Origin of the sequence: Dactylosporangium sp. NPDC051485 (genome assembly GCF_040682015.1) — a bacterium.
In the GTDB taxonomy this organism is placed as follows: domain Bacteria; phylum Actinomycetota; class Actinomycetes; order Mycobacteriales; family Micromonosporaceae; genus Dactylosporangium.
On record NZ_JBFAZW010000116.1, the window covers coordinates 1 to 20,592 of the forward strand.

The 20,592-nt window shown below is 73.2% G+C and carries 22 protein-coding genes and 1 pseudogene; 6 read left to right on the plus strand and 17 right to left on the minus strand.

Going from position 1 to position 20,592, the window contains the following annotated elements:
• The 4 genes and pseudogenes from AB0M46_RS42410 to rimP form a co-directional block, all read right to left on the minus strand.
• A partial coding sequence (locus tag AB0M46_RS42410) for a translation initiation factor IF-2 N-terminal domain-containing protein (RefSeq protein WP_363345636.1) occupies positions 1 to 1,041 on the minus strand: 1,041 nt, incomplete at its 3' end.
• Positions 1,042 to 1,133: 92 nt separating this feature from the next.
• Positions 1,134 to 1,505, minus strand: a pseudogene (locus AB0M46_RS42415) (YlxR family protein).
• A 35-nt stretch (positions 1,506 to 1,540) separates the two neighbouring features.
• Positions 1,541 to 2,575, minus strand: a complete 1,035-nt coding sequence (nusA, locus tag AB0M46_RS42420; protein ID WP_363345638.1) for a transcription termination factor NusA — start codon at positions 2,573 to 2,575, stop codon at positions 1,541 to 1,543.
• Positions 2,572 to 3,108 (minus strand): ribosome maturation factor RimP, encoded by a 537-nt coding sequence (gene rimP, locus AB0M46_RS42425; RefSeq protein WP_363345640.1) that lies wholly within the window; start codon positions 3,106 to 3,108, stop codon positions 2,572 to 2,574. The genes nusA and rimP overlap by 4 nt, the downstream gene beginning before the upstream one ends.
• Before the next feature lie 522 nt (positions 3,109 to 3,630).
• Between rimP and AB0M46_RS42430 the strand changes: the two genes are divergently transcribed.
• The gene (locus AB0M46_RS42430) at positions 3,631 to 4,125 is read left to right on the plus strand and encodes a hypothetical protein (RefSeq protein ID WP_363345642.1); all 495 of its coding nucleotides are present in this window, start codon (positions 3,631 to 3,633) and stop codon (positions 4,123 to 4,125) included.
• Complete coding sequence (locus tag AB0M46_RS42435) at positions 4,122 to 4,553, plus strand: ferritin-like domain-containing protein (RefSeq protein ID WP_363345644.1); 432 nt, start codon at positions 4,122 to 4,124, stop codon at positions 4,551 to 4,553. The genes AB0M46_RS42430 and AB0M46_RS42435 overlap by 4 nt, the downstream gene beginning before the upstream one ends.
• Before the next feature lie 259 nt (positions 4,554 to 4,812).
• On the opposite strand, the gene AB0M46_RS42440 is transcribed toward AB0M46_RS42435, so the two are convergent.
• Both AB0M46_RS42440 and map read right to left on the minus strand, forming a co-directional pair.
• On the minus strand, positions 4,813 to 5,517 hold the full coding sequence (locus tag AB0M46_RS42440; RefSeq protein WP_363345646.1) for a VIT1/CCC1 transporter family protein: 705 nt from the start codon (positions 5,515 to 5,517) through the stop codon (positions 4,813 to 4,815).
• Between the two features lie 65 nt (positions 5,518 to 5,582).
• Positions 5,583 to 6,440: a type I methionyl aminopeptidase gene (gene map / locus AB0M46_RS42445; RefSeq protein ID WP_363345648.1), complete on the minus strand. Its 858-nt coding sequence runs from the start codon at positions 6,438 to 6,440 to the stop codon at positions 5,583 to 5,585.
• Between the two features lie 53 nt (positions 6,441 to 6,493).
• Here map and AB0M46_RS42450 point away from each other — a divergent pair, with 53 nt between their 5' ends.
• On the plus strand, positions 6,494 to 6,667 hold the full coding sequence (locus AB0M46_RS42450; protein ID WP_363345650.1) for a hypothetical protein: 174 nt from the start codon (positions 6,494 to 6,496) through the stop codon (positions 6,665 to 6,667).
• A gap of 7 nt (positions 6,668 to 6,674) precedes the next feature.
• Here AB0M46_RS42450 and AB0M46_RS42455 read toward each other — a convergent pair whose 3' ends face one another.
• From AB0M46_RS42455 to AB0M46_RS42495, 9 genes are all read right to left on the minus strand, one after another.
• On the minus strand, positions 6,675 to 7,394 hold the full coding sequence (locus tag AB0M46_RS42455) for a gamma-glutamyl-gamma-aminobutyrate hydrolase family protein (protein WP_363345652.1): 720 nt from the start codon (positions 7,392 to 7,394) through the stop codon (positions 6,675 to 6,677).
• 4 nt (positions 7,395 to 7,398) lie between these two features.
• Positions 7,399 to 8,301, minus strand: a complete 903-nt coding sequence (locus AB0M46_RS42460; RefSeq protein ID WP_363345654.1) for a TIGR03619 family F420-dependent LLM class oxidoreductase — start codon at positions 8,299 to 8,301, stop codon at positions 7,399 to 7,401.
• Positions 8,302 to 8,316: 15 nt separating this feature from the next.
• Positions 8,317 to 9,015 carry a gamma-glutamyl-gamma-aminobutyrate hydrolase family protein gene (locus AB0M46_RS42465; RefSeq protein WP_363345656.1) on the minus strand — a complete coding sequence of 233 codons (699 nt, stop codon included), beginning with the start codon at positions 9,013 to 9,015 and terminating at the stop codon, positions 8,317 to 8,319.
• The gene (locus AB0M46_RS42470) at positions 9,012 to 9,776 is read right to left on the minus strand and encodes a 3-oxoacyl-ACP reductase (RefSeq protein ID WP_363345658.1); all 765 of its coding nucleotides are present in this window, start codon (positions 9,774 to 9,776) and stop codon (positions 9,012 to 9,014) included. Before AB0M46_RS42470 ends, AB0M46_RS42465 begins: the two co-directional genes overlap by 4 nt.
• Positions 9,777 to 11,132: an aldehyde dehydrogenase family protein gene (locus tag AB0M46_RS42475; protein ID WP_363345660.1), complete on the minus strand. Its 1,356-nt coding sequence runs from the start codon at positions 11,130 to 11,132 to the stop codon at positions 9,777 to 9,779. It lies immediately after the preceding gene.
• A 63-nt stretch (positions 11,133 to 11,195) separates the two neighbouring features.
• Positions 11,196 to 12,548, minus strand: a complete 1,353-nt coding sequence (locus AB0M46_RS42480; protein ID WP_363345662.1) for a glutamine synthetase family protein — start codon at positions 12,546 to 12,548, stop codon at positions 11,196 to 11,198.
• Positions 12,549 to 12,590: 42 nt separating this feature from the next.
• Complete coding sequence (locus tag AB0M46_RS42485; RefSeq protein WP_363345664.1) at positions 12,591 to 13,334, minus strand: GntR family transcriptional regulator; 744 nt, start codon at positions 13,332 to 13,334, stop codon at positions 12,591 to 12,593.
• Between the two features lie 61 nt (positions 13,335 to 13,395).
• Positions 13,396 to 14,943, minus strand: a complete 1,548-nt coding sequence (locus AB0M46_RS42490) for an amino acid permease (RefSeq protein ID WP_363345666.1) — start codon at positions 14,941 to 14,943, stop codon at positions 13,396 to 13,398.
• 9 nt (positions 14,944 to 14,952) lie between these two features.
• A complete protein-coding gene (locus AB0M46_RS42495) occupies positions 14,953 to 15,912 on the minus strand; it encodes a choline/ethanolamine kinase family protein (RefSeq protein ID WP_363345668.1) in 960 nt (319 codons plus the stop codon).
• A gap of 213 nt (positions 15,913 to 16,125) precedes the next feature.
• Between AB0M46_RS42495 and AB0M46_RS42500 the strand changes: the two genes are divergently transcribed.
• Together AB0M46_RS42500 and AB0M46_RS42505 are read left to right on the plus strand one after the other, a co-directional pair.
• Complete coding sequence (locus tag AB0M46_RS42500) at positions 16,126 to 16,332, plus strand: FAD-dependent oxidoreductase (RefSeq protein ID WP_363345670.1); 207 nt, start codon at positions 16,126 to 16,128, stop codon at positions 16,330 to 16,332.
• A complete protein-coding gene (locus AB0M46_RS42505) occupies positions 16,275 to 18,563 on the plus strand; it encodes an FAD-dependent oxidoreductase (protein ID WP_363345672.1) in 2,289 nt (762 codons plus the stop codon). The genes AB0M46_RS42500 and AB0M46_RS42505 overlap by 58 nt, the downstream gene beginning before the upstream one ends.
• Here AB0M46_RS42505 and AB0M46_RS42510 read toward each other — a convergent pair whose 3' ends face one another.
• Positions 18,564 to 18,914 (minus strand): nuclear transport factor 2 family protein, encoded by a 351-nt coding sequence (locus AB0M46_RS42510; protein WP_363345674.1) that lies wholly within the window; start codon positions 18,912 to 18,914, stop codon positions 18,564 to 18,566. It lies immediately after the preceding gene.
• A gap of 70 nt (positions 18,915 to 18,984) precedes the next feature.
• Between AB0M46_RS42510 and AB0M46_RS42515 the strand changes: the two genes are divergently transcribed.
• Positions 18,985 to 19,857, plus strand: coding sequence for a LysR substrate-binding domain-containing protein (locus AB0M46_RS42515; protein WP_363345676.1), 873 nt, complete (start codon positions 18,985 to 18,987; stop codon positions 19,855 to 19,857).
• Between the two features lies 1 nt (position 19,858).
• On the opposite strand, the gene AB0M46_RS42520 is transcribed toward AB0M46_RS42515, so the two are convergent.
• The gene (locus AB0M46_RS42520) at positions 19,859 to 20,557 is read right to left on the minus strand and encodes an SDR family NAD(P)-dependent oxidoreductase (protein ID WP_363345678.1); all 699 of its coding nucleotides are present in this window, start codon (positions 20,555 to 20,557) and stop codon (positions 19,859 to 19,861) included.
• Positions 20,558 to 20,592: the final 35 nt, after the last annotated feature.

Below are 20,592 nucleotides of genomic sequence, written 5' to 3' on the forward strand. Positions count from 1 at the left end.
GCCGCCACCGCCGGCGCCCCCACCGGGGCCGCCACGGAAGCCACCGCCACCGCCGGCGCCCCCACCGGGACCGCCACGGAAGCCACCGCCACCGCCGCCGCCCGGACCACCGGGACGGCCGGCGCCACCGCCGGGGCCGCCACGGAAGCCGCCGCCACCGCCGCCGCCCGGACGAGCCGGACGGTCACCGCCGGGGCCGCCGGGACGGCCGGGCCGCTGGCTCGGCATCTGCGACGGGTTGGGCCGGGGGCCGCCCATCGAGGCCGGGTTGGGCCGCGGGGGCATGGAGGACGGGTTGGGCCGCGGGATGTTGCCCGGCGACGGCGGGCGCGGGGTCGCGCCGCCGGAGACGCCGAACGGGTTGTTGCCCGGGGACCGGGCCGGGGGACGCGCGCCACCCGGGCGCGGGCCCTGGCCGGGACGCGGACCGCCCGGGGCCGGCGTGCTGGCCGGGGCCGGACCGGGCGCCGGGCCCGGACGCGGGCCGGGCGTGGGCGCGGACGGAGCGCCGCCGCTGGGCGGCTGCGGCGTGTCGCGCCGGGTGTTCTCTCGCTGGCGGGCCTGCTGGGCGGCCTTGAGGGTCGCCTCCTGCTCGGCCTTCAGCGCGGCGGCACGCTGCTCGGCCGCCGCCACCTCGATGTCGTGCGCGCTCGTCGGACGGACCGCGGGCGGCTGCGGGCGCGGCGGACCGGGCACAGGGCCACGGCCACCCCCGCCTCCGGAACCGCTCTGTCCGCCACCAGCCGGCGGCTGGGGTCGCTTCGGCGGCGCAAAGGGCTTGACTGCCGGCGTCGGGCGCGGGGCCGACGGCACGGGGGCCGACGACGGAGCCGACGGGGCCGGCGCAGGAGGCGCGGAGGGCGCCGGAGCGGATCCCCCACCGTTCTCGAAGCTCGCACGCAGCCGGCGCGCCACTGGCGCCTCGACCGTGCTGGAAGCGGACTTCACGTATTCGCCAAGCTCCTGCAGCTTCGCGAGCACGGTCTTGCTTTCGACCCCGAGCTCTTTCGCCAGCTCGTGTACGCGGGCCTTGCCTGCCACTACACTCCTCACTTCGAGGCCGGGCGGCAAGTTCCGCTCCGACCTCACTCGTGCACTTGAAGCCTGGTCATCTCAGGGACTTCATCGTGTGCTCATGTCCGTCGTCCTACCTTGCGTGTCCGGGTGGGGCGTCGCGCTCCCACCACCGGCGGTTCCGGTCACTGCGTATGCTCCGGCTCCGTCACCGCCGCCGAGGCGACGGCTTCGGCCAGCGGTCCGGTGTCAAGGACCCCGGTGAGGCGCAGAGCCCGCCCGAAGGCGCGCCGGCGCTCCGCTAGCGCGAGGCAAGCCGGATCAGGATGCAGGTGCGCTCCCCGACCCGGCCGTCTGCGAGCCGGATCGGGGACCGCCCTGAACTGCCCAGGAGCGAACTCGATCGCGACAAATCGCAGCAACTCGGAGGATGACGCACGCTTCCGGCATCCGATACATGTGCGAACCGGCGTAGCCGGAATCGCGGGCATGCCAGCCGGGGGCGTGCGACGTACCGTCAAGAAGTCTACCCTGCACTTTCGGCGCGTGCCGCGCCCGGTCCGGTGACGTGATCGACAGAGCTCGCCACGGCGTTGTCCGGTCTGATATCGATCCGCCATCCGGTGAGCCGCGCGGCGAGCCGTGCGTTCTGGCCCTCTCTGCCGATGGCCAGGGAAAGTTGGAAGTCCGGGACGGTCACCCGGGCGGCCCGGTTGGCCGCGTCGACGACCTCGACGTTGAGCGCTTTCGCGGGAGAAAGGGCATTTCCGACGAACTGCGCGGGATCCTCCGACCAGTCGATAATGTCGATCTTCTCGCCGTGCAGCTCGCTCATAACAGCCCGTACCCGCTGGCCCATCGGGCCGATACAGGCCCCTTTCGCGTTCACCCCGGCGACGGTCGAACGTACCGCGATCTTCGTCCGGTGTCCGGCCTCGCGGGCGATCGCGGCGATCTCCACGGTCCCGTCGGCGATCTCCGGCACCTCGAGCGCGAAGAGCCGCTTCACCAGATTCGGGTGGGAGCGCGAGAGCGTGACCTGCGGCCCGCGGAAGCCCTTGGCCACGTGCACCACGATGGCCTTGATCCGCTGGCCGTGCTCGTAGCGCTCGCCCGGGACCTGCTCGGCGGCCGGCAGCATGCCCTCGATCTTGCCGAGGTCGATGGTGACGATGCCCTTCTCGGTCCGCGCCTCGTGCGCCTGGATCACCCCGGTGACCAGGTCGCCGTCGCGGCCGACGTACTCGCCGAAGTGCACCTCGTCGGTCGCCTCGCGCAGCCGCTGCAGGATGACCTGCTTGGCCGTCATCGCCGCGATCCGGCCGAAGTCGTGCGGGGTGTCGTCGTACTCGCGCACGATGGCCCCGTCCTCGTCGAGGTCCTGGGCGAGCACGGACGCCGCCCCGGTGCGCCGGTCGATCTCGACCCGGGCGTGCGGGTTGGCCCCGTCGGTGTGCCGGTAGGCGGTCAGCAATGCCGTCTCGATCGCCGCGAGGATGGTCTCGAACGGGATCTCGCGCTCGCGCTCCAGGGCGCGGAGGGCCGCAAGGTCGATGTTCATTCCCCGTCCTCCCCTTCCTCGTCGTCTTCTTCGTCGATGTCTTCATCTTCTGGGTCGGGCAGTTCGGCGAGGCGCTTGAGCTCGACCTGGACCCGGCCCGGGCCGAGGTCGGCGTAGGGGTGGGTCTGCCGGTCGCCGTCCACGTCGAGGGTCACCCCGGCGTCGTCGGCGTCGAGCACCCGCCCGGTCAGCTCCCGCCCGGCCGCCTTCACCTTGACCAGCCTGGTGCGGTTGCGCCGCCAGTGCCGCGGGAGGGTGAGCGGGCGGTCCACCCCGGGCGAGCCGACCTCCAGCTCGTACTCGCCGGCGATCAGCTCGTCGCCGCCCGCCTCGGCCGCGTCGAGCGCGGACGAGATGCCGCGGGACAGCTCGGCCACCGCGTCCAGATCCACGCCCGCGTCGCTGTCGACCGCGATGCGCAGCAGGTGCCGCCGCCCGACGCGGGTGACGGTGAGATCCTCGAGGTCGTACCCGCCGGCCGTGACGACCGGCTCGACCACCGCGAGGAGGCGCTGTCGATGCTGCTGCGCCATTGATCGACACCCCTCCTTCTGGCACCCGCACGGGCGCACGCCTCAACGCCGCCTGCGTCTGCACGCGCGGGCGGCTCGTGCAGAGCGTAACGCGACGCGACTCGGAACGTCTCAGCGGCGCTCCGAACGCCACCCGGCCGCGCGCGTCCCCACGCCCCGCGCCACCGCCGGAGCCCCGAAGCCTGCAGCAATGCCCACGCCACCAGCGGGAAACGGAACCAGGCCCCACGCCACCACCCGGGAAGCCCAAGGCAGCCACGCCACCGCCCGGAAGCCAGAACCAGGCCCCACGCCACTCGGGAAGCCGAACGCCCCGCACCACCGCCGGGGAACTGGCCAACCCCCGAGTCACCGACAGGAAGCCGGATGCGACCGCGCGCCGCCGCTGCCAGGAGCCGCGAGCAACGCCCGGCCGCGGGCCCCGCACCGGCCCGCCGCGAAAGCCCGCCAGGAAGCACCACCCACGAAACCATCCCGGACGCGGTGCCACACAAATCGTCCGGATGGTGTTCACTAGGCGGCGTGCTGATCCACCGACGCGCCTTCCTCGCCGCCGCCGTGGCGGTCTCGGCCGGCTCGGTGGCAGCCTGTGACCCGCTCGGCACGAAGCCGGCCGCGCAGCCGAGCCAGGCTCCCGACGTACTGCTGCCGCTCTTGCATCGCACGGTGGCGCTGCGCGACCGGTATGCCGAGGTCCTCACCGCCTTCCCGGCCCTGCAGGACCGCCTCGGCCCGCTGCAGGAGGACCACGCGCAGCACGTCGTCGCGCTGGCCCGCGAGATCGGCGTGCCCGAGAAGGGGCCGTTCCCGGCGGCGTCGGAGTCGGCCGGCCCGAGCGCCGCCGCGTCCGCGCCCGTGCCGACCGAGCAGAGCGCTGCGCTGTCCGACCTCGCCGCCCGCGAGAAGTCCGCCCGCCAGGACGCGGAGGCCGCCTGCCTGGCCGCACCGTCCTACCGCGCCGCGCTGCTGGGCTCCATCGCCGCCTGCCGGGCCGGCCACCAGGAGGTGCTGAGTTGACCCCCGCCGACGAGCGGCTCGTGGCCGCGCTGCAGGCCGAGCACGCCGCCATCTACGGCTACGGGGTGCTCGGCGCCAAGCTCGACGCCGCGACGTCCGGCCTGGCCCACAACGCCGACAACGCCCACCGCACCCGCCGCGACGCGCTCACCGTCCGGCTGGCCGGGGCCGGGGTCAGCCCGCCGCCGACCGCCCCGTCCTACCAGCTGCCGTTCGCCGTCACCGACCGCGCCTCCGCGCTGAAGCTCGCGGCATTGCTGGAGGACCGCACGGCGGCCCAGTGGCGCCTGGCCCTGCCGGCCACCGACGGCGACGTACGCAAGCTGGCGCTCGACGCCCTCGTCGACTGCACGGCGCGCGGCGTGGGCCTGCGCAAGGCCGCCGGAACCACCCCGCTGGTGCCGGCATTTCCGGGCAAACCCGAGTAGAGCTCCGAGGACTCCCGAAGTCGTGCCACTGCTCCCGCGGGTCCCCCCGCCGGGGAGCCGGGCAGGCGACGATCGTTGCATCACGCCACGAGCGTCAAGACGAGAGGAGGACCCGATCATGCGCCGCACCGCGTGGGCCGGTCCGACGATGCAGCCGCGTCGTTGAGCAAGTGCCGCATCGTTCAACGACCAAACGCCGTCTCGTGAGCCTGCCGTCCCGGGGAACCACCGGATCCCGGGACGGCTCAGGCCGCGAGACCTATACCGACACCCCGATGAGATGACCGATCAGATAGGTGGCCCCGGCCGCCGCCGCTCCCAGCAGCAGCTGCCAGGCCCCCGCACTCCACCAGGGGCGACGGGTGAAGCGGGCGACGAGCGCGCCCGCCACGAACAGCCCCGCCCCGCCCGCTCCCAGCGCCACCGGCAACGACGCCGCGCCGAGCAGATACGGCAGCAGCGGGACGAGGGCCCCCAGCGAGAAGCAGACGAACGAGGAGATCGCCGCCGTCCACGGTGACGGCACGTCGACCGGGTCGACGCCCAGCTCCTCCTGCGCGTGCACGCGCACGGCCGCGTCGGGGTTGCGCCCCAGGATCGTGGCCACCTCGAGCGCCAGGTCGGCCGGCACGCCGCGCTCCTGCCAGATGCGCGCCAGTTCGGCGGCCTCTGCCTCGGGGTACCGCTGCAGCTCCTGACGCTCCCTGAGCACCTCGGCCGCGACCTGCTCGTTCTGCGCGCGGACGCTGGTGAACTCGCCCAGCCCCATGGAGATCGCGCCGGCCACCAGCCCGGCCGAGCCCGTGAGCAGGATGTCGCGCGGGGCGACCCCGCCCCCGCCGACCCCGGCGATCAGCGCGATGTTGGTGACCAGCCCGTCCATCGCCCCGAAGACCGCGGCCCGCAGCCACCCGCCCGAGACGTCGGAGTGATGGTGCGCGTCGTCCGCCGCCGGGTGGCTCACGCCGCTACCCCCGCTCCGCTCCGGCAACGACGCGAAAAGCTGAGCCCACGGTGAGCGACCCCCGCTCACGGCAGCGTCAGGATCTCGTACCCGTCCTCCGTCACGAGGATCGTGTGCTCGAACTGGGCGGTCCACTTGCGGTCCTTGGTGACGACGGTCCAGCCGTCCTTCCACATGTCGTACTCGTGCGTCCCCAGCGTGATCATCGGCTCGATGGTGAACGTCATCCCGGGCTCCATGATCGTGGTGAGCCGCGGGTTGTCGTAGTGCGGCACGTAGAGCCCGGTGTGGAAGACCTCGTTGATGCCGTGGCCGGTGAAGTCGCGCACCACGCCGTAGTGGAAGCGCTTGGCGTACGCCTCGATCACCCGGCCGATCGCGTTCAGCGGGCGCCCGGGCGCGACCGCGCGGATGCCGCGCATCATCGCCTCGCGGGTCCGCTCGACCAGCAGCCGGTCCTCCTCGGCGACGTCGCCGACGCAGAACGTCTGGTTGGTGTCGCCGTGCACCCCGCCGATGAACGCGGTCACGTCGACGTTGAGGATGTCGCCGTCCTCGATCACGGTCGAGTCCGGGATGCCGTGGCAGATGACCTCGTTGAGCGAGGTGCAGCACGACTTCGGGAAGCTCTTGTAACCCAGCGTCGACGGGTACGCCCCGTGGTCGCACAGGAACTCGTGCACCACGCGGTCGACCTCGTCGGTGGTGATCCCGGGCCGGGCGTGCTCCCCCGCCAGCGCGGTCGCCTGCGCGGCCAGCTTCCCGGCGACGCGCATCCGCTCGATGATCTCCGGCGGCTGCACGTCCGATCCGCGATGCTTGGCGGGCGCGCGCTTGCCGACGTACTCGGGTCGCACGATGTTGGCGGGCACCTGCCGCCATGGAGTCTGCGTGCCGGGGGCGAGCGGGGCGCGAACCTTCATGGCCAGAAGCCTAACGCGCATCAACTCCACCCTGTCCGGGTAACCACCCAGGCATGATCGACGACAACCGCATCCGCGAACGCGCCCGCCTGCTGCCGGAGGAGCGCACCGCCGGCAGCGATGACCCGAAGGCCCAGGCCGAGGCCGTACTGCAGGACTCCGACGACCGCGAGGACTACCGCGAGAGCGCGCCCGGCCTGCGCATCGAGCACCGCACGGGCGACTAGCCCTTTGTTATGGCCGTATGGCTACGCTGTCCCGGCGAGCGCGGGCGGCGGCCACGAAGGCCTCGAAGAGGCGGAAGTCCGTCGTGTCCTCGGGGTGCCACTGCACGCCGAGCGCGAACGTCTTCGACGGGTCCTCGACGACCTCGATGAGGTCGTCCTCCGGGCACCAGCCGGTCGGCGCGAGGCGGCCCGGGTCGGCGCAGCCCTGGTGGTGGAACGAGTTGACGATCACCGCGTCGCCCAGCACCGCCGCCGCGCGGGAGCCCCGCGCCAGCCGCACCGGGTGCTCGCCGAACTTCGGCCCGCTCACCGGCCGGTGGTTGTGGTGGCCGAGCACGTCGGGCAGGTGCTGGTGCAGCCGCCCGCCATAGGCCACGCACATGAGCTGCATGCCCCGGCAGATGCCGAACAGCGGCAGGTCGGCGGCGAGCGCCGCCCGCATGAGCAGCAGCTCGGCGGCGTCGCGCTCCGGCTTGACCTTGGTCGTGGCGTGCGGAGGCTCGCCGTAGAGGTCGGGGTTCACGTCGGAGCCGCCGGTGAACATGATCCCGTCGAGGCCGTCGAGCACGTCGATGTCGGGGTCGTCCGGGGTGACGAGGACCGCCCGGCCGCCCGAGGCGTGCACCGCGTGCACGTAGGACAGCGGCAGGACCGCGGAGAAGGTGTCGTTCAGGCCGAAGCGGGTTTCCTCGGCGTATGTGGTCAGGCCGATGACCGGTCGCGACATGAGCTCAACTTAGTCCCATCGGGCTGAGGTTGTGCAGGATGTCCATGGCCCGCTCCTCGGCCGCGACCGGGTCCACGTCCTCGCCGGCCACCAGCGGATCCCAGTTGAGGTCGTAGAAGACCTCGGTGACGCCCTGGGTGCCGAGCCACGCGACGTCCTCGCGGATCTTCTCCCAGGACCCGTCGAGCAGGCCCCGCTCGGGCCGGAACAGCACGCCGCGGCACACGATGCGCACCTCGTCCGGGTCGCGCCCGGCCTTCTCCGCGCCCGCGCGCACCAGCGCCACGTCCTTGTGGATCTGGGTCAGGTCGTGCGCGCTGCGGCTGATCCAGCCGTCGGCGATCTCCCCGGCCCGGCGCAGCGCGGCCGGCACGGAGCCACCGAGCAGGATCGGCACGCCGCCCGCCTGCACCGGCCGGGGCGCCATGCGGCTGGGCGGCACGGTGTAGAACTCGCCAGTGAAATCGCTCACCTCGTCGCGGAAGAGGGTGCGCAGCGCGGCGACGTACTCGCGCGACCGCGCGGCCCGCTTGTCGCCCTGGGCGCCGGTGGCCGTGAACTCGGCCGCCGACCAGCCGGTGCCGAGGCCCAGGTCGATCCGCCCGCCGCTGAGCACGTCCAGCGTGGCGGCCTGCTTGGCGACGTACGCGGGCGAGACGAAAGGCAGGTTGAGCACCGCCACCCCGAGCCGGACGCGCTCGGTCAGGGCGGCGGCATAGCCCAGCGCCACCAGCGGGTCCAGCACGCTGCGATACACGGGCTCGAGCTGCTGGCCGGCGTCGACGAGGAGCCGCTGGAAGCTCCAGAGGGAGTCGTACCCCTCCCGCTCGGCCGCCACCGCGACCCGCCCGAGGGGGCCTGGCGTGGCCCACGTGCCCGACACCGGCAGTCCGAACCCGATCCGCATACGTCCGAACCTAGTTCAGATCGCGGCGACCAGCGCGGCGAAGGGCCGCACATCACCGGCCTCCTCGGGGTGCCACTGCACCCCGAGGACGAAGCGCCGCGCGGGGTCCTCGACCGCCTCGACGACCTCGTCGTCGGCCCAGCCGGTCACCTCCAGGGTGCCGGCCTTCTCGACCGCCTGGTGGTGGTACGAGTTGACCTCGGCGACCGGCCCGAACACGGCCTCGGCCCGGGAGCCGGGCGCGAAGCGGGCCGGGTGGGCGCCGTACACCCCGGGGGCCGGCTGGTGCCGCTCGCTGCCCAGCCGGTCCGGCAGGTGCTGGATCAGGGCGCCGCCGTAGGCCACGGCGAGCAGTTCCATGCCCCGGCACACGCCGAGGATCGGCAGGTCGGCCTCCAGCGCCGCGGCGAGTACGGCCAGCTCGCCCGCGTCGCGGTCGGGCCGGGTCTTCGTGGCCGGGTGCGCGGCCGCACCGTAGCGGGACGGCTCGATGTCGGCCCCGCCGGCCAGCACGAGGCCGTCGAGGCGGGCGATAAGGCCGGCCGCGTCCGCGGGGCCGCCGAGGTCGTCCGGCGGCAGCACGACCGGGCGCGCCCCGGCCGCCCGCACCATCCGCACGTAGGCCTCCGGGATCAGCACCGCGCGGGTATCCCAGACGCCCCACCGGGCCGGCTCCGCGTAGGCGGTGATCCCGACGAGCGGGCGCGCGCTCACAGCGGCGTGACGTAGGCGCCGGTGATGCCGCCGTCGACGAGGAACGTCGAGGCGGTGATGAACGACGCGTCGTCGCTGGCCAGGAACGCGACCGCGCCCGCGATCTCCTCCGGGGTGCCGAAGCGGCCCATCGGCACGTGCACGAGGCGGCGCTGGGCCCGCTCCGGGTCCTTGGCGAAGAGCTCCATGAGCAGCGGGGTGGCGATCGGGCCGGGGCACAGCGCGTTGACCCGCACCCCCTGCCGGGCGAACTGCACGCCGAGCTCGCGGGTCATGGACAGCACGGCGCCCTTGGAGGCGGTGTAGGCGATCTGCGAGGTCGCCGCACCCAGCAGGGCCACGAAGCTGGCCGTGTTGATGATCGAGCCCTTGCCCTGGGCGAGCATGTGCGGGATGGCGTACTTGGAGCAGAAGTACACGCTGGTGCTGTTGACCTTCAGCACGCGCTCCCACGCCTCGAGGCCGGTGTCGAGGATGGAGTCGTCGTCGGGCGGGGAGATGCCGGCGTTGTTGAACGCGATGTCCAGCCGCCCGTAGCGCTCGGCGACGCCGTCGAAGAGGGCCTTGACCGCGGCCTCGTCGGCCACGTCGACGGCGACGAACTCGCCGCCCACCTCCTGCGCGGCGGCCTTGCCGGCGTCCTCGTTGAGGTCGACCGCGACCACCTTGGCGCCCTCGGACGCGAAGCGCCGCGCGGTCGCGAGGCCGATGCCGCTGCCGGCCCCGGTGATGACCGCGACGCGGTCCTGCAGACGTTGCACCTATACCTCCGTGCTGAAGAAGACGTTCTTGACTTCGCTGAACGCGGCGACCGCGTCCGGGCCGAGCTCGCGGCCGAGGCCGCTCTGCTTGACCCCGCCGAACGGGGTCCAGTAGCGCACCGAGGAGTGCGAGTTGACGCTGAGGTTGCCCGACTCCACGCCGCGGGCGACGCGGATGCCGCGGCCCAGGTCGCGGGTCCAGATCGAGCCGGACAGGCCGTACTCGGTGTCGTTGGCCAGCCGGACCGCCTCGTCCTCGTCGTCGAAGCGCAGCACCGACAGGACGGGGCCGAAGATCTCCTCGCGCCAGTGCCGGTCCTGGGTCGAGCGGGCGGTCAGCACGGTCGGGGCCATCCAGTAGCCGGGGCCGCCGGGGGCGCTGCCGCGGAAGGCGACCGCGTCGTCGGAGACGAAGGAGCGCACCGTGTCGCGCTGGCCGGCCGAGATGAGCGGGCCCATCTGGGCGCTGTCCAGGGCCGGGTCCTCGCACCGGAACGCCTTGACCGACTCCTCCAGCAGCCCCATGAACTCGTCGTAGACGCTCGCCTGCACGAGCAGCCGCGACCGCGCGCAGCAGTCCTGGCCGGCGTTGTCGAAGACGGACCCGGGCGCGGACGCGGCCGCCTTGGCGAGGTCCGCGTCGGCGAAGACGATGTTGGCGCTCTTGCCGCCCAGCTCCAGGGTCACCCGCTTCACCTGCTCGGCGCAGCCGGCCATGATGCGCTTGCCGACCTCGGTGGAGCCGGTGAAGCAGACCTTGCGCACGAGCGGGTGGGTGACGAAGCGCTGGCCCACGACGGAGCCCTTGCCCGGCAGTACCGTGAACACGCCCTCCGGCAGCCCGGCCTCCAGGGCCAGCTCGCCGAGCCGGATCGCGGTCAGCGGGGTGAGCTCGGCCGGCTTGAGCACGACCGTGTTGCCGGCCGCGAGGGCGGGCGCGAAGCCCCAGCCGGCGATCGGCATGGGGAAGTTCCAGGGCACGATGACGCCGACCACGCCCAGCGGCTCGTAGAAGGTGACGTCGAGCCCGCCGGGGACGGGGATCTGGCGGCCGCTGAGCCGCTCGGGGGCGCCGGCGTAGTAGTGCAGCACGTCGCGGACGTTGCCGGCCTCCCAGCGGGCGTTGCCGATGGTGTGCCCGGCGTTGCGCACCTCGAGCTGGGCCAGCTCCTCGTTGTGGGCGTCGACCACCGCGGCGAAGCGGCGCAGCAGCCGCGCGCGGTCGCCGGGCGCGACCGCGCGCCAGGTGGCGAACGCGGCATGGGCGCGCTCGATCGCGGCGTCGGTCTCCTCCTCGGTCAGCGACGGAACCGTCGCGACGACCTCCTCGGTGACCGGCGAGATGACGTCGTGCATGCAGAACCTTCCTGACCTTCTTGAAACGCCCGGAACCACTCCCGAAGCCGCCGGAACCAGCGCCTACAGCCGCTCGAAGCCTCGGGTCAGCTCCCAGTCGGTGACCGCCGCGTCAAACGCTGCCAGCTCGATGCGGGCCATGTTGGCGTAATGCGCGACGACGTCCTCGCCGAACGCCTCCCGCGCGGCCGCGCTGCCCTCCCACAGCCGCAGCGCCTCGCGCAGCGTGGCCGGCACCCGCGGGGCGGCGGCGTCCTCGTACGCGTTGCCGGTGTACACGTCCTCCAGCGCCAGCCCGTTGCGGATGCCGTGCAGCGCGCCCGCCGCCATGGCCGCGATGGCCAGGTACGGGTTCACGTCGGCCCCCGGCACCCGGTTCTCGACCCGCATGGACGGGCCGTGCCCGACGAGGCGCAGCGCGCAGGTGCGGTTGTCCAGGCCCCAGCGCACCGCGGTCGGGGCGAACGAGCCGGCCTGGAAGCGCTTGTACGAGTTGATGTTCGGCGCGTAGAAGAGGGTGAACTCGCGCATCGTGGCCAGGATGCCGGCCATCGCGGAGGCGAACACCGGCGACAGGTGGTGCGGCCCGTCCCCGGCCACGGCCGGGCGCCCGTCCGCGACCGAGCGCAGCGAGAAGTGGATGTGGCAGGAGTTGCCCTCGCGGGCGTTGGGCTTGGCCATGAAGGTGATGGAGACGCCCTCCTGCGCGGCGATCTCCTTCGCGCCGTTCTTGTACAGCACGTGCCCGTCGGCGTTGGGCAGCGCGGCGTCGTACCGGAACGCGATCTCCAGCTGCCCGAGGTTGCACTCGCCCTTGGCGCTCTCCGGCACGAGCCCGGCGCCGGCCATCTCGTTGCGGATCCGGCGCAGCAGCGGCTCCACGCGCGCGGTCTGCAACAGCGAGTAGTCGGAGTTGAACAGGGTCACGGGGGTCAGGTCGCGGTACCCCTGCCGGAACGCGTCCTCGTAGGACTCCCGGAACGCGATGAACTCGAGCTCGGTGCCCGTGTAGGCGGCGAACCCGGCGCCCCCGAGCGCGGCCAGCTGGGCCTGCAGGATCTGGCGGGGCGAGGCGGTGACCGGGCCGCCGGACAGCAGCCGCAGGTCGGCGAGGACCAGCGCGGTGCCGGGATGCCACGGGACGCGGCGCAAGGTGGCGAAGTCGGGGATCATCGCGAAGTCCCCGTAGCCGCCGGCCCAGGAGGACATCGCGTAGCCGTCCACCGTGTTCATGTCCACGTCGACGGCGAGCAGGTAGTTGCAGCCCTCGGTGCCGTGCGCGACGACGTCGGCCAGGAAGTGCGCGGCGTGGAAGCGCTTGCCCTGCAGCCGGCCCTGCATGTCGGTGATCGCCACGATGACGGTGTCGATATCGCCCTCGTCAACGGCGATGCGCAGCTGCTCCACGGTCAACATCCGACGTCCCGTCCCCTAAAGGTCTGGAAAGAAACCATAAACTCAACCGAGCAGGCCGCGCAACAGCGCCGCGGTGGCGTCGCAGTGCTCCTCCATCTCGCTGCGCGCCACGTGCGGGTCGCCGGCCAGGATCGCCTCGACCACGCGCTCGTGCTGGGCGTCGGAGTGGTCGAGGTTGCGCCGCAGCACCGGGATCGCCGCGAGGAGGCGGTCCAGGCGCAGCTGTACGTCGGCGATCGCGGCCGCCACCGACGTGGAGCCGCCGGCCGCGGCGATCGCCAGGTGCAGCCGCGAGTCGTTGACCCGCCGGGTGAGCGGGTCGCGCGTCCGCGCGGCAGCCAGGCACGCGACCAGGTGCGCGCGGTCCGGCGCGGCCAGCGCGCGGGTCGCGGCCAGCGCGGCCGCGCCCGGCTCTAGCACCCGCCGGAAGTCCAGCGCGTCGTGCAGCGCGTCGCCCATCTCCCGGGCCAGCTCCGCGGCGTCGCGGGCCGGCTCGGCCGCGGTCGGCTCGCCGTTGGCCCGGACCACGAACGTGCCGCCGGAGCGGCCCCGGCGCGACTCCAGGAAGCCGGCCTCGCGCAGGGCGGCGATCGCCTCCCGCAGCGTGACCCGGCTGACCTGCAGCCGCTCGGCCAGCTCGCGCTCGGGCGGGAGCCGCTCCCCCACCGGCACCAGCCCGAGCCGGATCGCCTGGGCCAGCCGGGCGACGGTGATCTCGAAGGCGTTGCCGCCCCGGACCGGCCGCCACATCGGCACGCCCGACAAGGGCTCCGCAGCCACCGGCATCCGACCTCCCCGCGATGGTCCCGGGCCGGCACGCGACCGCGCGGCCCGGGACCATCATCTCCTACTCCGTCACGGCCGCCGTGTCCTCGGCGACCGCCTCGTCGATCGTGCGGATCGGGCCCTTGAACCAGTGCTTGGCCGACACCGCCCACCACAGCGCGGCGCCGCCGATGACCAGCACCAGGGCCAGCGGCGCATAGTTCACCGCGGTCCAGGTGAAGCCGTCGTTGCCCGGGATCGCGGCGGGCGTGAACGGCAGGATGAAGTAGATCGACACCACGACGATCTCGGTCACGGCGATCCAGCCGAGCACCTTGTACTTGCTGCCGAGCGTCCACGGGCCGGGCACGAACTTGTCGCCGATCCGCAGCCGCAGATAGATCGGGATGAGGAAGGCGAGGTAGAGGCCGATCACGGCGACCGAGACCACGGCGTAGAACGCGGTCGGCTGGCCGTTCGGGCTCTTCCACAGCGCGGGCAGGGTCAGCACCAGGCCGGCGACCGAGGCGCCGACGATGGCGTTGACCGGGGTGCCGTTGCGGTTCACCTTGGACCACAACCGCCAGCCGGGCACCGCGCGGTCGCGGCTGAACGCGTACGTCATGCGCGACATGCTGGTGATGCAGCTCATCCCGCAGAAGAACTGCCCGACCGTGGAGATGACGATGACGGCCTTGTAGAAGCCGGGACTCAGCGCCGTCTTGAAGACGTAGGTGGAGTAACCGCCGCCCTCGGTGATGGCGTCCACGTCGGTCGCGGCGAAGAGGAACGCCAGCAGCAGGATCCACCCGCCGATGGCCGAGTAGAAGATGGACTGCCACAGGCCCTTCGCGGCCGCCTTGGAGGCGCCGATAGTCTCCTCCGAAACGTGGGCACAAGCATCAAACCCCGTGATGGTGTACTGCGTGAGCAGGAACCCGAGCGGCAGCACCAGGAACCAGTACGTGCTGCTGGAGTATCCGGAGTGGTTGAAGCGCTCGGTGAACACGAACTGCAGGCTCTGGTGCTTCGTCGGCACGAAGACCAGGATCAGCACGATCGTGGCCGCGCCCGCCACGTGCCACCACACCGACACGTTCTGCAGCACGTCGATGATGTGGTGGCCCCAGATGTTGATGGCCACGTGCGCGACAAGGATGATCGCGAACAGCAGGAACGTGAGGTTGAGATTCGTGCTGTCCCAGCCGGTGTAGGCCTCGAGCACGAAGCTCAGGAACGTCGCGCAGCCGTAGTCGACCGACGCGGTGACGGCGACCAGGCCGACGAGGTTGAGCCACCCGGTGAACCAGCCGTGCACCGGCTTGCCCAGCCGGGCCGCCCACCAGTAGATGCCGCCCGCGGTCGGGAACGCCGAGACCAGCTCCGACATGCAGAAGCCGATGATCAGAATGAAGATCGAGATGAGCGGCCAGCCCCAGGAGATGGCGATCGGGCCACCGTTCATCCAGGCCTGGCCGAAGGTGGTGAAGCACCCGGCGAGGATCGAGATGATGGAGAACGAGATGGCGAAGTTGGAGAACCCGCTCCACTTGCGCCGCAGTTCCTGCTTGTAGCCCAGCTCGGCGAGACGCTTCTCGTCGTCATCGGCTTGCGTCGACGTAGCCGTCATGGGCACCTCCTAGGTGTTGGGGGTGGGTGTGTTCCTTCCCGTCACCGTGCCGAGCAGGCGCCCGAGCCCGGGGTCCTCCAGCGCGCTCCGCGCCTGGCCCCACTTGTCGGCCGCCTCCGCGTCGTAGTCGAAGCCCACCGCGCCCTCGCCGCGGGCGGCGGCCAGGAGTCCATGGTGGACGGTGAACCACAGCGCCCAGGTGACGTTGGACGCGATCTGGAACAGCCGGACCCGGGCCAGCAGCGCCGGCGTGAGCGCCTGGCCGAAGTAGGCACCGGCGAGCAGGCCGGCCTGGTCCGGGTCGTAGTCCGCCTCGGCCGCGATGTCGCCGAGCTCGAACGCCGGGTCGTTGTTGCCGGACAGCTGGTAGTCGACGATCCGCACGCCGCTGGACGTCGCGATGAAGTTCTCCGCGAGGAGATCGTTGTGGCACGGTACGGCGGGCAGCGCCGCCTCCGCGAGCGCCGCCCGGATCTCGTCCACTGTGGACGAATGGTCGGTGTAGCCGCCCGGGAGCGGCAGCTCGTGCCGCGCGCAGACGCCCAGCAGCTCCTCGCGCTTGGCGAAGATGTCGAAGTCGTTGCCGAAGGCCGGCCCGGCGTGCAGCCGGCGGCACGCCGCGGCCAGCGCCGGGATCACCTCCGGGCGGCGCACCTCGGCCGCCGAGAGGGTGCGCCCTGGCAGGAACTCGAGCACGATCGCCGGGACGTCGGGCAGTTCGGCGTAGACCCGGGCGCCCACGCTCGCCGCGGCCGCGCGGGTGTTGGCGATCTCCTGCTCCGGCGCGACGCCGAGCCCGGCCGCGGACACGGCCGGTTCGAGCACCCGCAGCACGTACGGCACGCCGTCGACGTCCACGCGGTACACGTGGTGCGACAGGCCGCCCTCGAGCCGGCGCCACGCGACCGCGCGACCCACCCACGACGGGACCCGCTGCAGCAGGTCCGCGACCGATGGCACCGCACTCATGGCATCCGGCCCCTTCGCCGCGCCGAATTCGGGCGAAGCCAGGCCTTTACCGCCTTGAGCCTGGCCGGCTCGAAGTGATCGACGTCATAGTGGGACAGAGTTAACGCCGCCGTCAGCCGCTCGTCAAGAGCGATCCTCACGTTTACCGGCCGGAAACAGTTGGCACACGTTCAGACCTTTTCTGCGGTACACCGCCGGGTTCACAATCAGGCGATGTCGATCGAGTCGGAGCCGCCCCGCGCCGCCCGCGCGGTCGTGGTCGGCGGCGGCGTGGCCGGATGCTCCATCGCGTACCACCTCGCCCGCCTCGGCTGGACCGACGTGCTGCTGCTCGAACAGCACGAGCTCACCGAGGGCACGACGTGGCACTCCGCGGATTCGTCGGCCAGCTGCGCTCGACGGTCAGCCAGACCCGCATGATCATGTACTCCTCCGGCCTCTACGCCGAGCTGCGCGAGCTCACCGGCCTCGACCCCGGCTGGCGCGGCGTCGGCGGCCTGCGCCTGGCCACGACGCCCGAGCGGGTCGAGGAGCTGCGCCGCCAGGCGAGCTCCGCCACCACCTACGGCCTGGACATGGCGCTGCTCGGGCCGGCCGAGACGCTCGAGCGGCTGCCGCTGCTCAACGTCGCCGACGTGCGCCTGGCCGGCTGGCTGCCCGGCGACGGCTGGCTGGAGCCGGCCCGCCTCGCGGCCGCGCTGGCCGCCGGGGCCGAGCGCCTGGGCGTGCGCATCGTCACCGGCACGAAGGTCACCGGCATCGCCGTGGAGGGCGGCCGGGTCCGCGGCGTCATGACCCCGGCCGGCCCGATCGCCGCCGAGGTGGTCGTCAACGCCGCCGGCGCGGCCGCGGGCCACGTCGCCCGGCTCGCCGGCGTCGAGCTGCCGATCGTGCCCATCAAGCACCAGTACGTCGTGACCGAACCGCTCCCGGGCGGCGGCTCGACCGACGCCGTGCCGACGGTGCGCGACCCGGACCGCATCGTGTACTTCCGCGGCGCCGACGACACCGCGCTGCTGGTCGGCGGATACGTGCGCGAGCCCGCGCTGTGGCGCCCGGAGTCCAGCGCCCCGCTGGACGCGCCGCGCACCCTCTTCGAGCCCGACCTCGCCACCTTCGCCGAGTCGTGGGCCAACGCCCGCCACCGCGTCCCCGCGCCGCGCGAGCTGGAGATGGCCCGCGTCGTGCACGGCCCGGAGGCGTTCACCCCGGACGGGGAGTTCCTGCTCGGCGAGACCCCGGTCGCCGGCCTGTGGGTGGCCGCCGGCTTCTGCGTGCACGGACTGGCCGCGGCCGGTGGCGTCGGCAAGGTGATGGCCGAGTGGATCGCCGGCGGCACGCCGGAGTACGACGTGTCCACGATGGACGTCCGCCGCTTCGGCGCCTACAGCGCGTCGCGCCGCTGGGCGTCCGCGCGGGCGCTGGACGGCTACTCCCGGTACTACGACGTCATCTACCCCGGCCAGGAGTGGGCGACCGCGCGGCCGCTGCGCCGCTCCGCCGTCTGGCCCCGGCTGGCCGGCCTGGGCGCCGCCCTGGGCGAGAAGGCCGGCTGGGAGCGGGCCAACTGGTTCGAGTCCAACGCCGCGCTCACCCCGCAGGCCCAGCGCCCCAAGGGCTGGGCCGGGCGGCACTGGTCCCCGGCGATCGCCGGCGAGGTGGCCGCGACCGCGTCGGCGGCCGGGCTGTTCGACCAGTCGTCCTTCGCCAAGCTCGACGTGCGCGGCCCGGGCGCGCTGGGCCTGCTGCAGCACCTGTGCGCCAACGACGTCGACCGGCCGGTGGGCGGCATGACGTACACCCAGATGCTCAACGCCCGCGGGGGCATCGAGGCCGACGTGACGGTCACCCGGCTGGCCGACGCCCACTTCCGCGTCGTGACGAGCACGGCCAGCGGCGTGCGCGACGCCGACTGGATCCGCAAGCACGCCGCGGGCGCGGACGCGCTCGTCGACGACGTCACCGGCGCCCACGGCTGCCTGTGCCTGTGGGGCCCCCGCGCCCGCGACATCCTGCAGCCGCTCACCGACACGCCGCTGGACTTCCCGTTCATGCGGGCCGAGCGCCTCTTCGTCGGCCCGGTCCCCGTCCTCGCCCAGCGCGTCACGTTCGTCGGCGAGCTCGGCTGGGAGCTCTACGCCCCGACCGAATACGTGCTGACCCTGTGGGACCTGCTGCTCGAGGCCGGCGGCGGGGCCGGCCTGCGCCCGGGCGGCTACCGCGCGATCGACTCGATGCGGCTGGAGAAGGGCTACCGGGTGTGGGGCAGCGACCTCACCACCGACACGGACCCCTTCGCCGCCGGCCTGGGCCCGTTCGTGCGCCTGGACAAGCCGTTCCTGGGCCGCGATGCGCTGCTGGCGGCGCGCGCGGCCGGGCCGCCGCCGCGCCGCCTGCGCTGCCTGGTGCTGGACGATCCGGGCACGGTCTGCCTGGGCGGCGAGCCGGTGCGCATCAACGGCGTGCCGGCCGGGCGGGTCACGTCGGGCGGGTTCGGTTACCGGGTCGGCGCCTCGATCGCCTTCGCCTACCTGCCCGGGGACGTCCCCGCCGGCACCCCGGTCGACGTGAGCGTCTTCGACCGCTGGGTGCCGGGCGTGGTTCGCCAGGATCCGCTGTACGACCCCGACATGACCCGAATCCGGGTTTAACTAGCTGCTCTGCTCCGGCCGGTCGATCACCCGGCGCCAGCCCCCGTCGGCCTGGCGGCGCACGATCTGCACGCGGCCGCCCGTGCCGTCCTTGGCCGCGGTGGAGGTCAGCGCGAGGTCGCCGTGGTGGATGGTCGGCAGGGCGTCCTCCAGCTCGAACCTGGGGACGCGCTCGAGCATCGTCGCGAACACGGCCCGGATCGCGTCGTGCCCGACGCTGGTGGTCCCCGGCGGGTAGGCGAGGACGGCGTCCGGCTCGTAGAGCTCGACGAGCCCGTCCACGTCGCCGGTGTTGGCCCGCTCGACGAACAGGCGGCTGATGTCCTCGGGTGTCTCGGCCTTGATGGTCATGTCTCCACCGTGCCGTGCCCGCGTTCAGAACTCCAAGAACGTTTTCCGATCGGATCTAGAATCATTGGTTATGGAGCTGCACCAGCTGGAGTATCTCGTCGCGGTCATCGAGGAGGGCGGCTTCACCCGCGCGGCCGCGCGGCTGCGCATCGCCCAGCCGGGCGTGAGCGCGCAGATTCGCAAGCTGGAACGGGAGCTCGGCCAGCCGCTGCTGGACCGCTCCGCCCGCGCGGTGCGCCCGACCGCGGCCGGGCAAGCCGTGCTGCCCTACGCCCGCGCCGCGCTGGCCGCGGTGGACGGCGCCCGCCAGGCCGTCGACGAGCTGACCGGCCTCACGCGCGGGCGCGTCGCGATCGGCACGGTCACCTCGCACGCCGTCGACCTGGCCGGCATCCTCGCCGACTTCAACGCCCGCCACCCGCTGGTCGAGATCACGATGGTCGAGGATGCGTCCGAGCGGCTCGTCGCCGCCGTGCTCGAGGGCCGCCTGGACGCGGCGATCGTCGCCCTCGGCGCCACCGACCCGGCCGGCCTGGGCGTCGACGTGGTCAGCGACGAGGCCATCGACGCCGCCGTGTGGCCCGGGCACGAGCTCGCCGACCGGGACACGATCCCGCTGACCGCGCTGCGCGACCGCGCGCTGATCTGCCTGCCGCGCGGTGGCGCCATCCGCGCCATCCTCGAGGAGGCGTGCGCCGCGGCCGGCTTCACGCCCCGGGTGGCGTTCGAGGCGGGCTCCCCCGCGGTGCTGGAGCAGCTGGCCGCGCGCCGCCTGGGCGTGGCCATCCTGCCGTCCTCCATCGCCCGCCACCGCGCGCACCTGCACGCGCTGCGCATCGTGCGCCCGTCCCTGCGCGGGCGCCTGGGGCTGGCCTGGCGGCAGTCCGGCCCGACCAGCCCCGCCGCCGCCGCGTGGCTCGCCCACGCGCGCGGCCGGCTGTGAGCTACCAGGGCACCGGCCCGTCCTCGTCGAAGAAGCCGCCGGTCGGCCCGTCTTCGGGCAGGGTCGCCAGCCGGATCGCCGCGACCGCGCCCTGGGCGGGCGTGCGGGGGCCGGAGTGGCCGTTCAGGTCGGTGGCGCAGTACCCGGGATCGGCGACGTTCACCTTGATCGGGGTCCCGCGCAGCTCGTTGGCGTAGGCGAGGGTCACCGCGCTCAGGGCCGTCTTCGAGGAGTTGTACGCCAGGAGCGGATTACGGGCATAGACGTGCTCCGCGGCGGCGGCGTAGGCGAGCGCCCCCAGCCCGCTGCCGAGGTTCACGATCCGTGCGGCCGGGGCCCGACGCAGCGCCGGCAGCAGCGCGTTGGTCACGGCCACCACGCCGAAGACGTTGACGGCGAAGGTGTCCCGCAGCATCTGCACCGGGCTGCCGCTCGGCGGCGCCCCGCGCTCCAGCAGGATGCCGGCGTTGTTGACGAGGACGTCGAGCACCTCGAGCCGCTCGGCGAGGCGGGCGATCGAGTCCTCGTCGGTCACGTCGAGCGGCACCGCGGTCGCGCCGATCGCCTCGGCCGCCTCCTTGCCGCGGATCGGGTCGCGGGCGCCGAGCAGCACGTTCATCCCGAGCGCCCGCAACCCGCGCGCGATCTCCAGCCCGATGCCCTTGTTGCCCCCGGTGACGAGGGCGGTCTTGGTCGTCATGGCTCCCACCGTCGGGCCCGGGGGCGCACGGCGGG

Bases quoted from the DNA above. Each gene is read 5' to 3' on its own strand.
- AB0M46_RS42485 (WP_363345664.1), bottom strand. From the start codon at position 13,334: ATGCCGGTGGCTGCGGAGCCCTTGTCGGGCGTGCCGATGTGGCGGCCG.
- AB0M46_RS42520 (WP_363345678.1), bottom strand. From the start codon at position 20,557: ATGACGACCAAGACCGCCCTCGTCACCGGGGGCAACAAGGGCATCGGG.
- AB0M46_RS42460 (WP_363345654.1), bottom strand. From the start codon at position 8,301: ATGCGGATCGGGTTCGGACTGCCGGTGTCGGGCACGTGGGCCACGCCA.
- AB0M46_RS42450 (WP_363345650.1), top strand. From the start codon at position 6,494: ATGATCGACGACAACCGCATCCGCGAACGCGCCCGCCTGCTGCCGGAG.
- AB0M46_RS42495 (WP_363345668.1), bottom strand. From the start codon at position 15,912: ATGAGTGCGGTGCCATCGGTCGCGGACCTGCTGCAGCGGGTCCCGTCG.
- AB0M46_RS42510 (WP_363345674.1), bottom strand. From the start codon at position 18,914: ATGACCATCAAGGCCGAGACACCCGAGGACATCAGCCGCCTGTTCGTC.
- AB0M46_RS42500 (WP_363345670.1), top strand. From the start codon at position 16,126: ATGTCGATCGAGTCGGAGCCGCCCCGCGCCGCCCGCGCGGTCGTGGTC.
- AB0M46_RS42475 (WP_363345660.1), bottom strand. From the start codon at position 11,132: ATGCACGACGTCATCTCGCCGGTCACCGAGGAGGTCGTCGCGACGGTT.
- nusA (WP_363345638.1), bottom strand. From the start codon at position 2,575: ATGAACATCGACCTTGCGGCCCTCCGCGCCCTGGAGCGCGAGCGCGAG.
- AB0M46_RS42515 (WP_363345676.1), top strand. From the start codon at position 18,985: ATGGAGCTGCACCAGCTGGAGTATCTCGTCGCGGTCATCGAGGAGGGC.
- rimP (WP_363345640.1), bottom strand. From the start codon at position 3,108: ATGGCGCAGCAGCATCGACAGCGCCTCCTCGCGGTGGTCGAGCCGGTC.
- AB0M46_RS42455 (WP_363345652.1), bottom strand. From the start codon at position 7,394: ATGTCGCGACCGGTCATCGGCCTGACCACATACGCCGAGGAAACCCGC.
- AB0M46_RS42480 (WP_363345662.1), bottom strand. From the start codon at position 12,548: ATGTTGACCGTGGAGCAGCTGCGCATCGCCGTTGACGAGGGCGATATC.
- map (WP_363345648.1), bottom strand. From the start codon at position 6,440: ATGAAGGTTCGCGCCCCGCTCGCCCCCGGCACGCAGACTCCATGGCGG.
- AB0M46_RS42490 (WP_363345666.1), bottom strand. From the start codon at position 14,943: ATGACGGCTACGTCGACGCAAGCCGATGACGACGAGAAGCGTCTCGCC.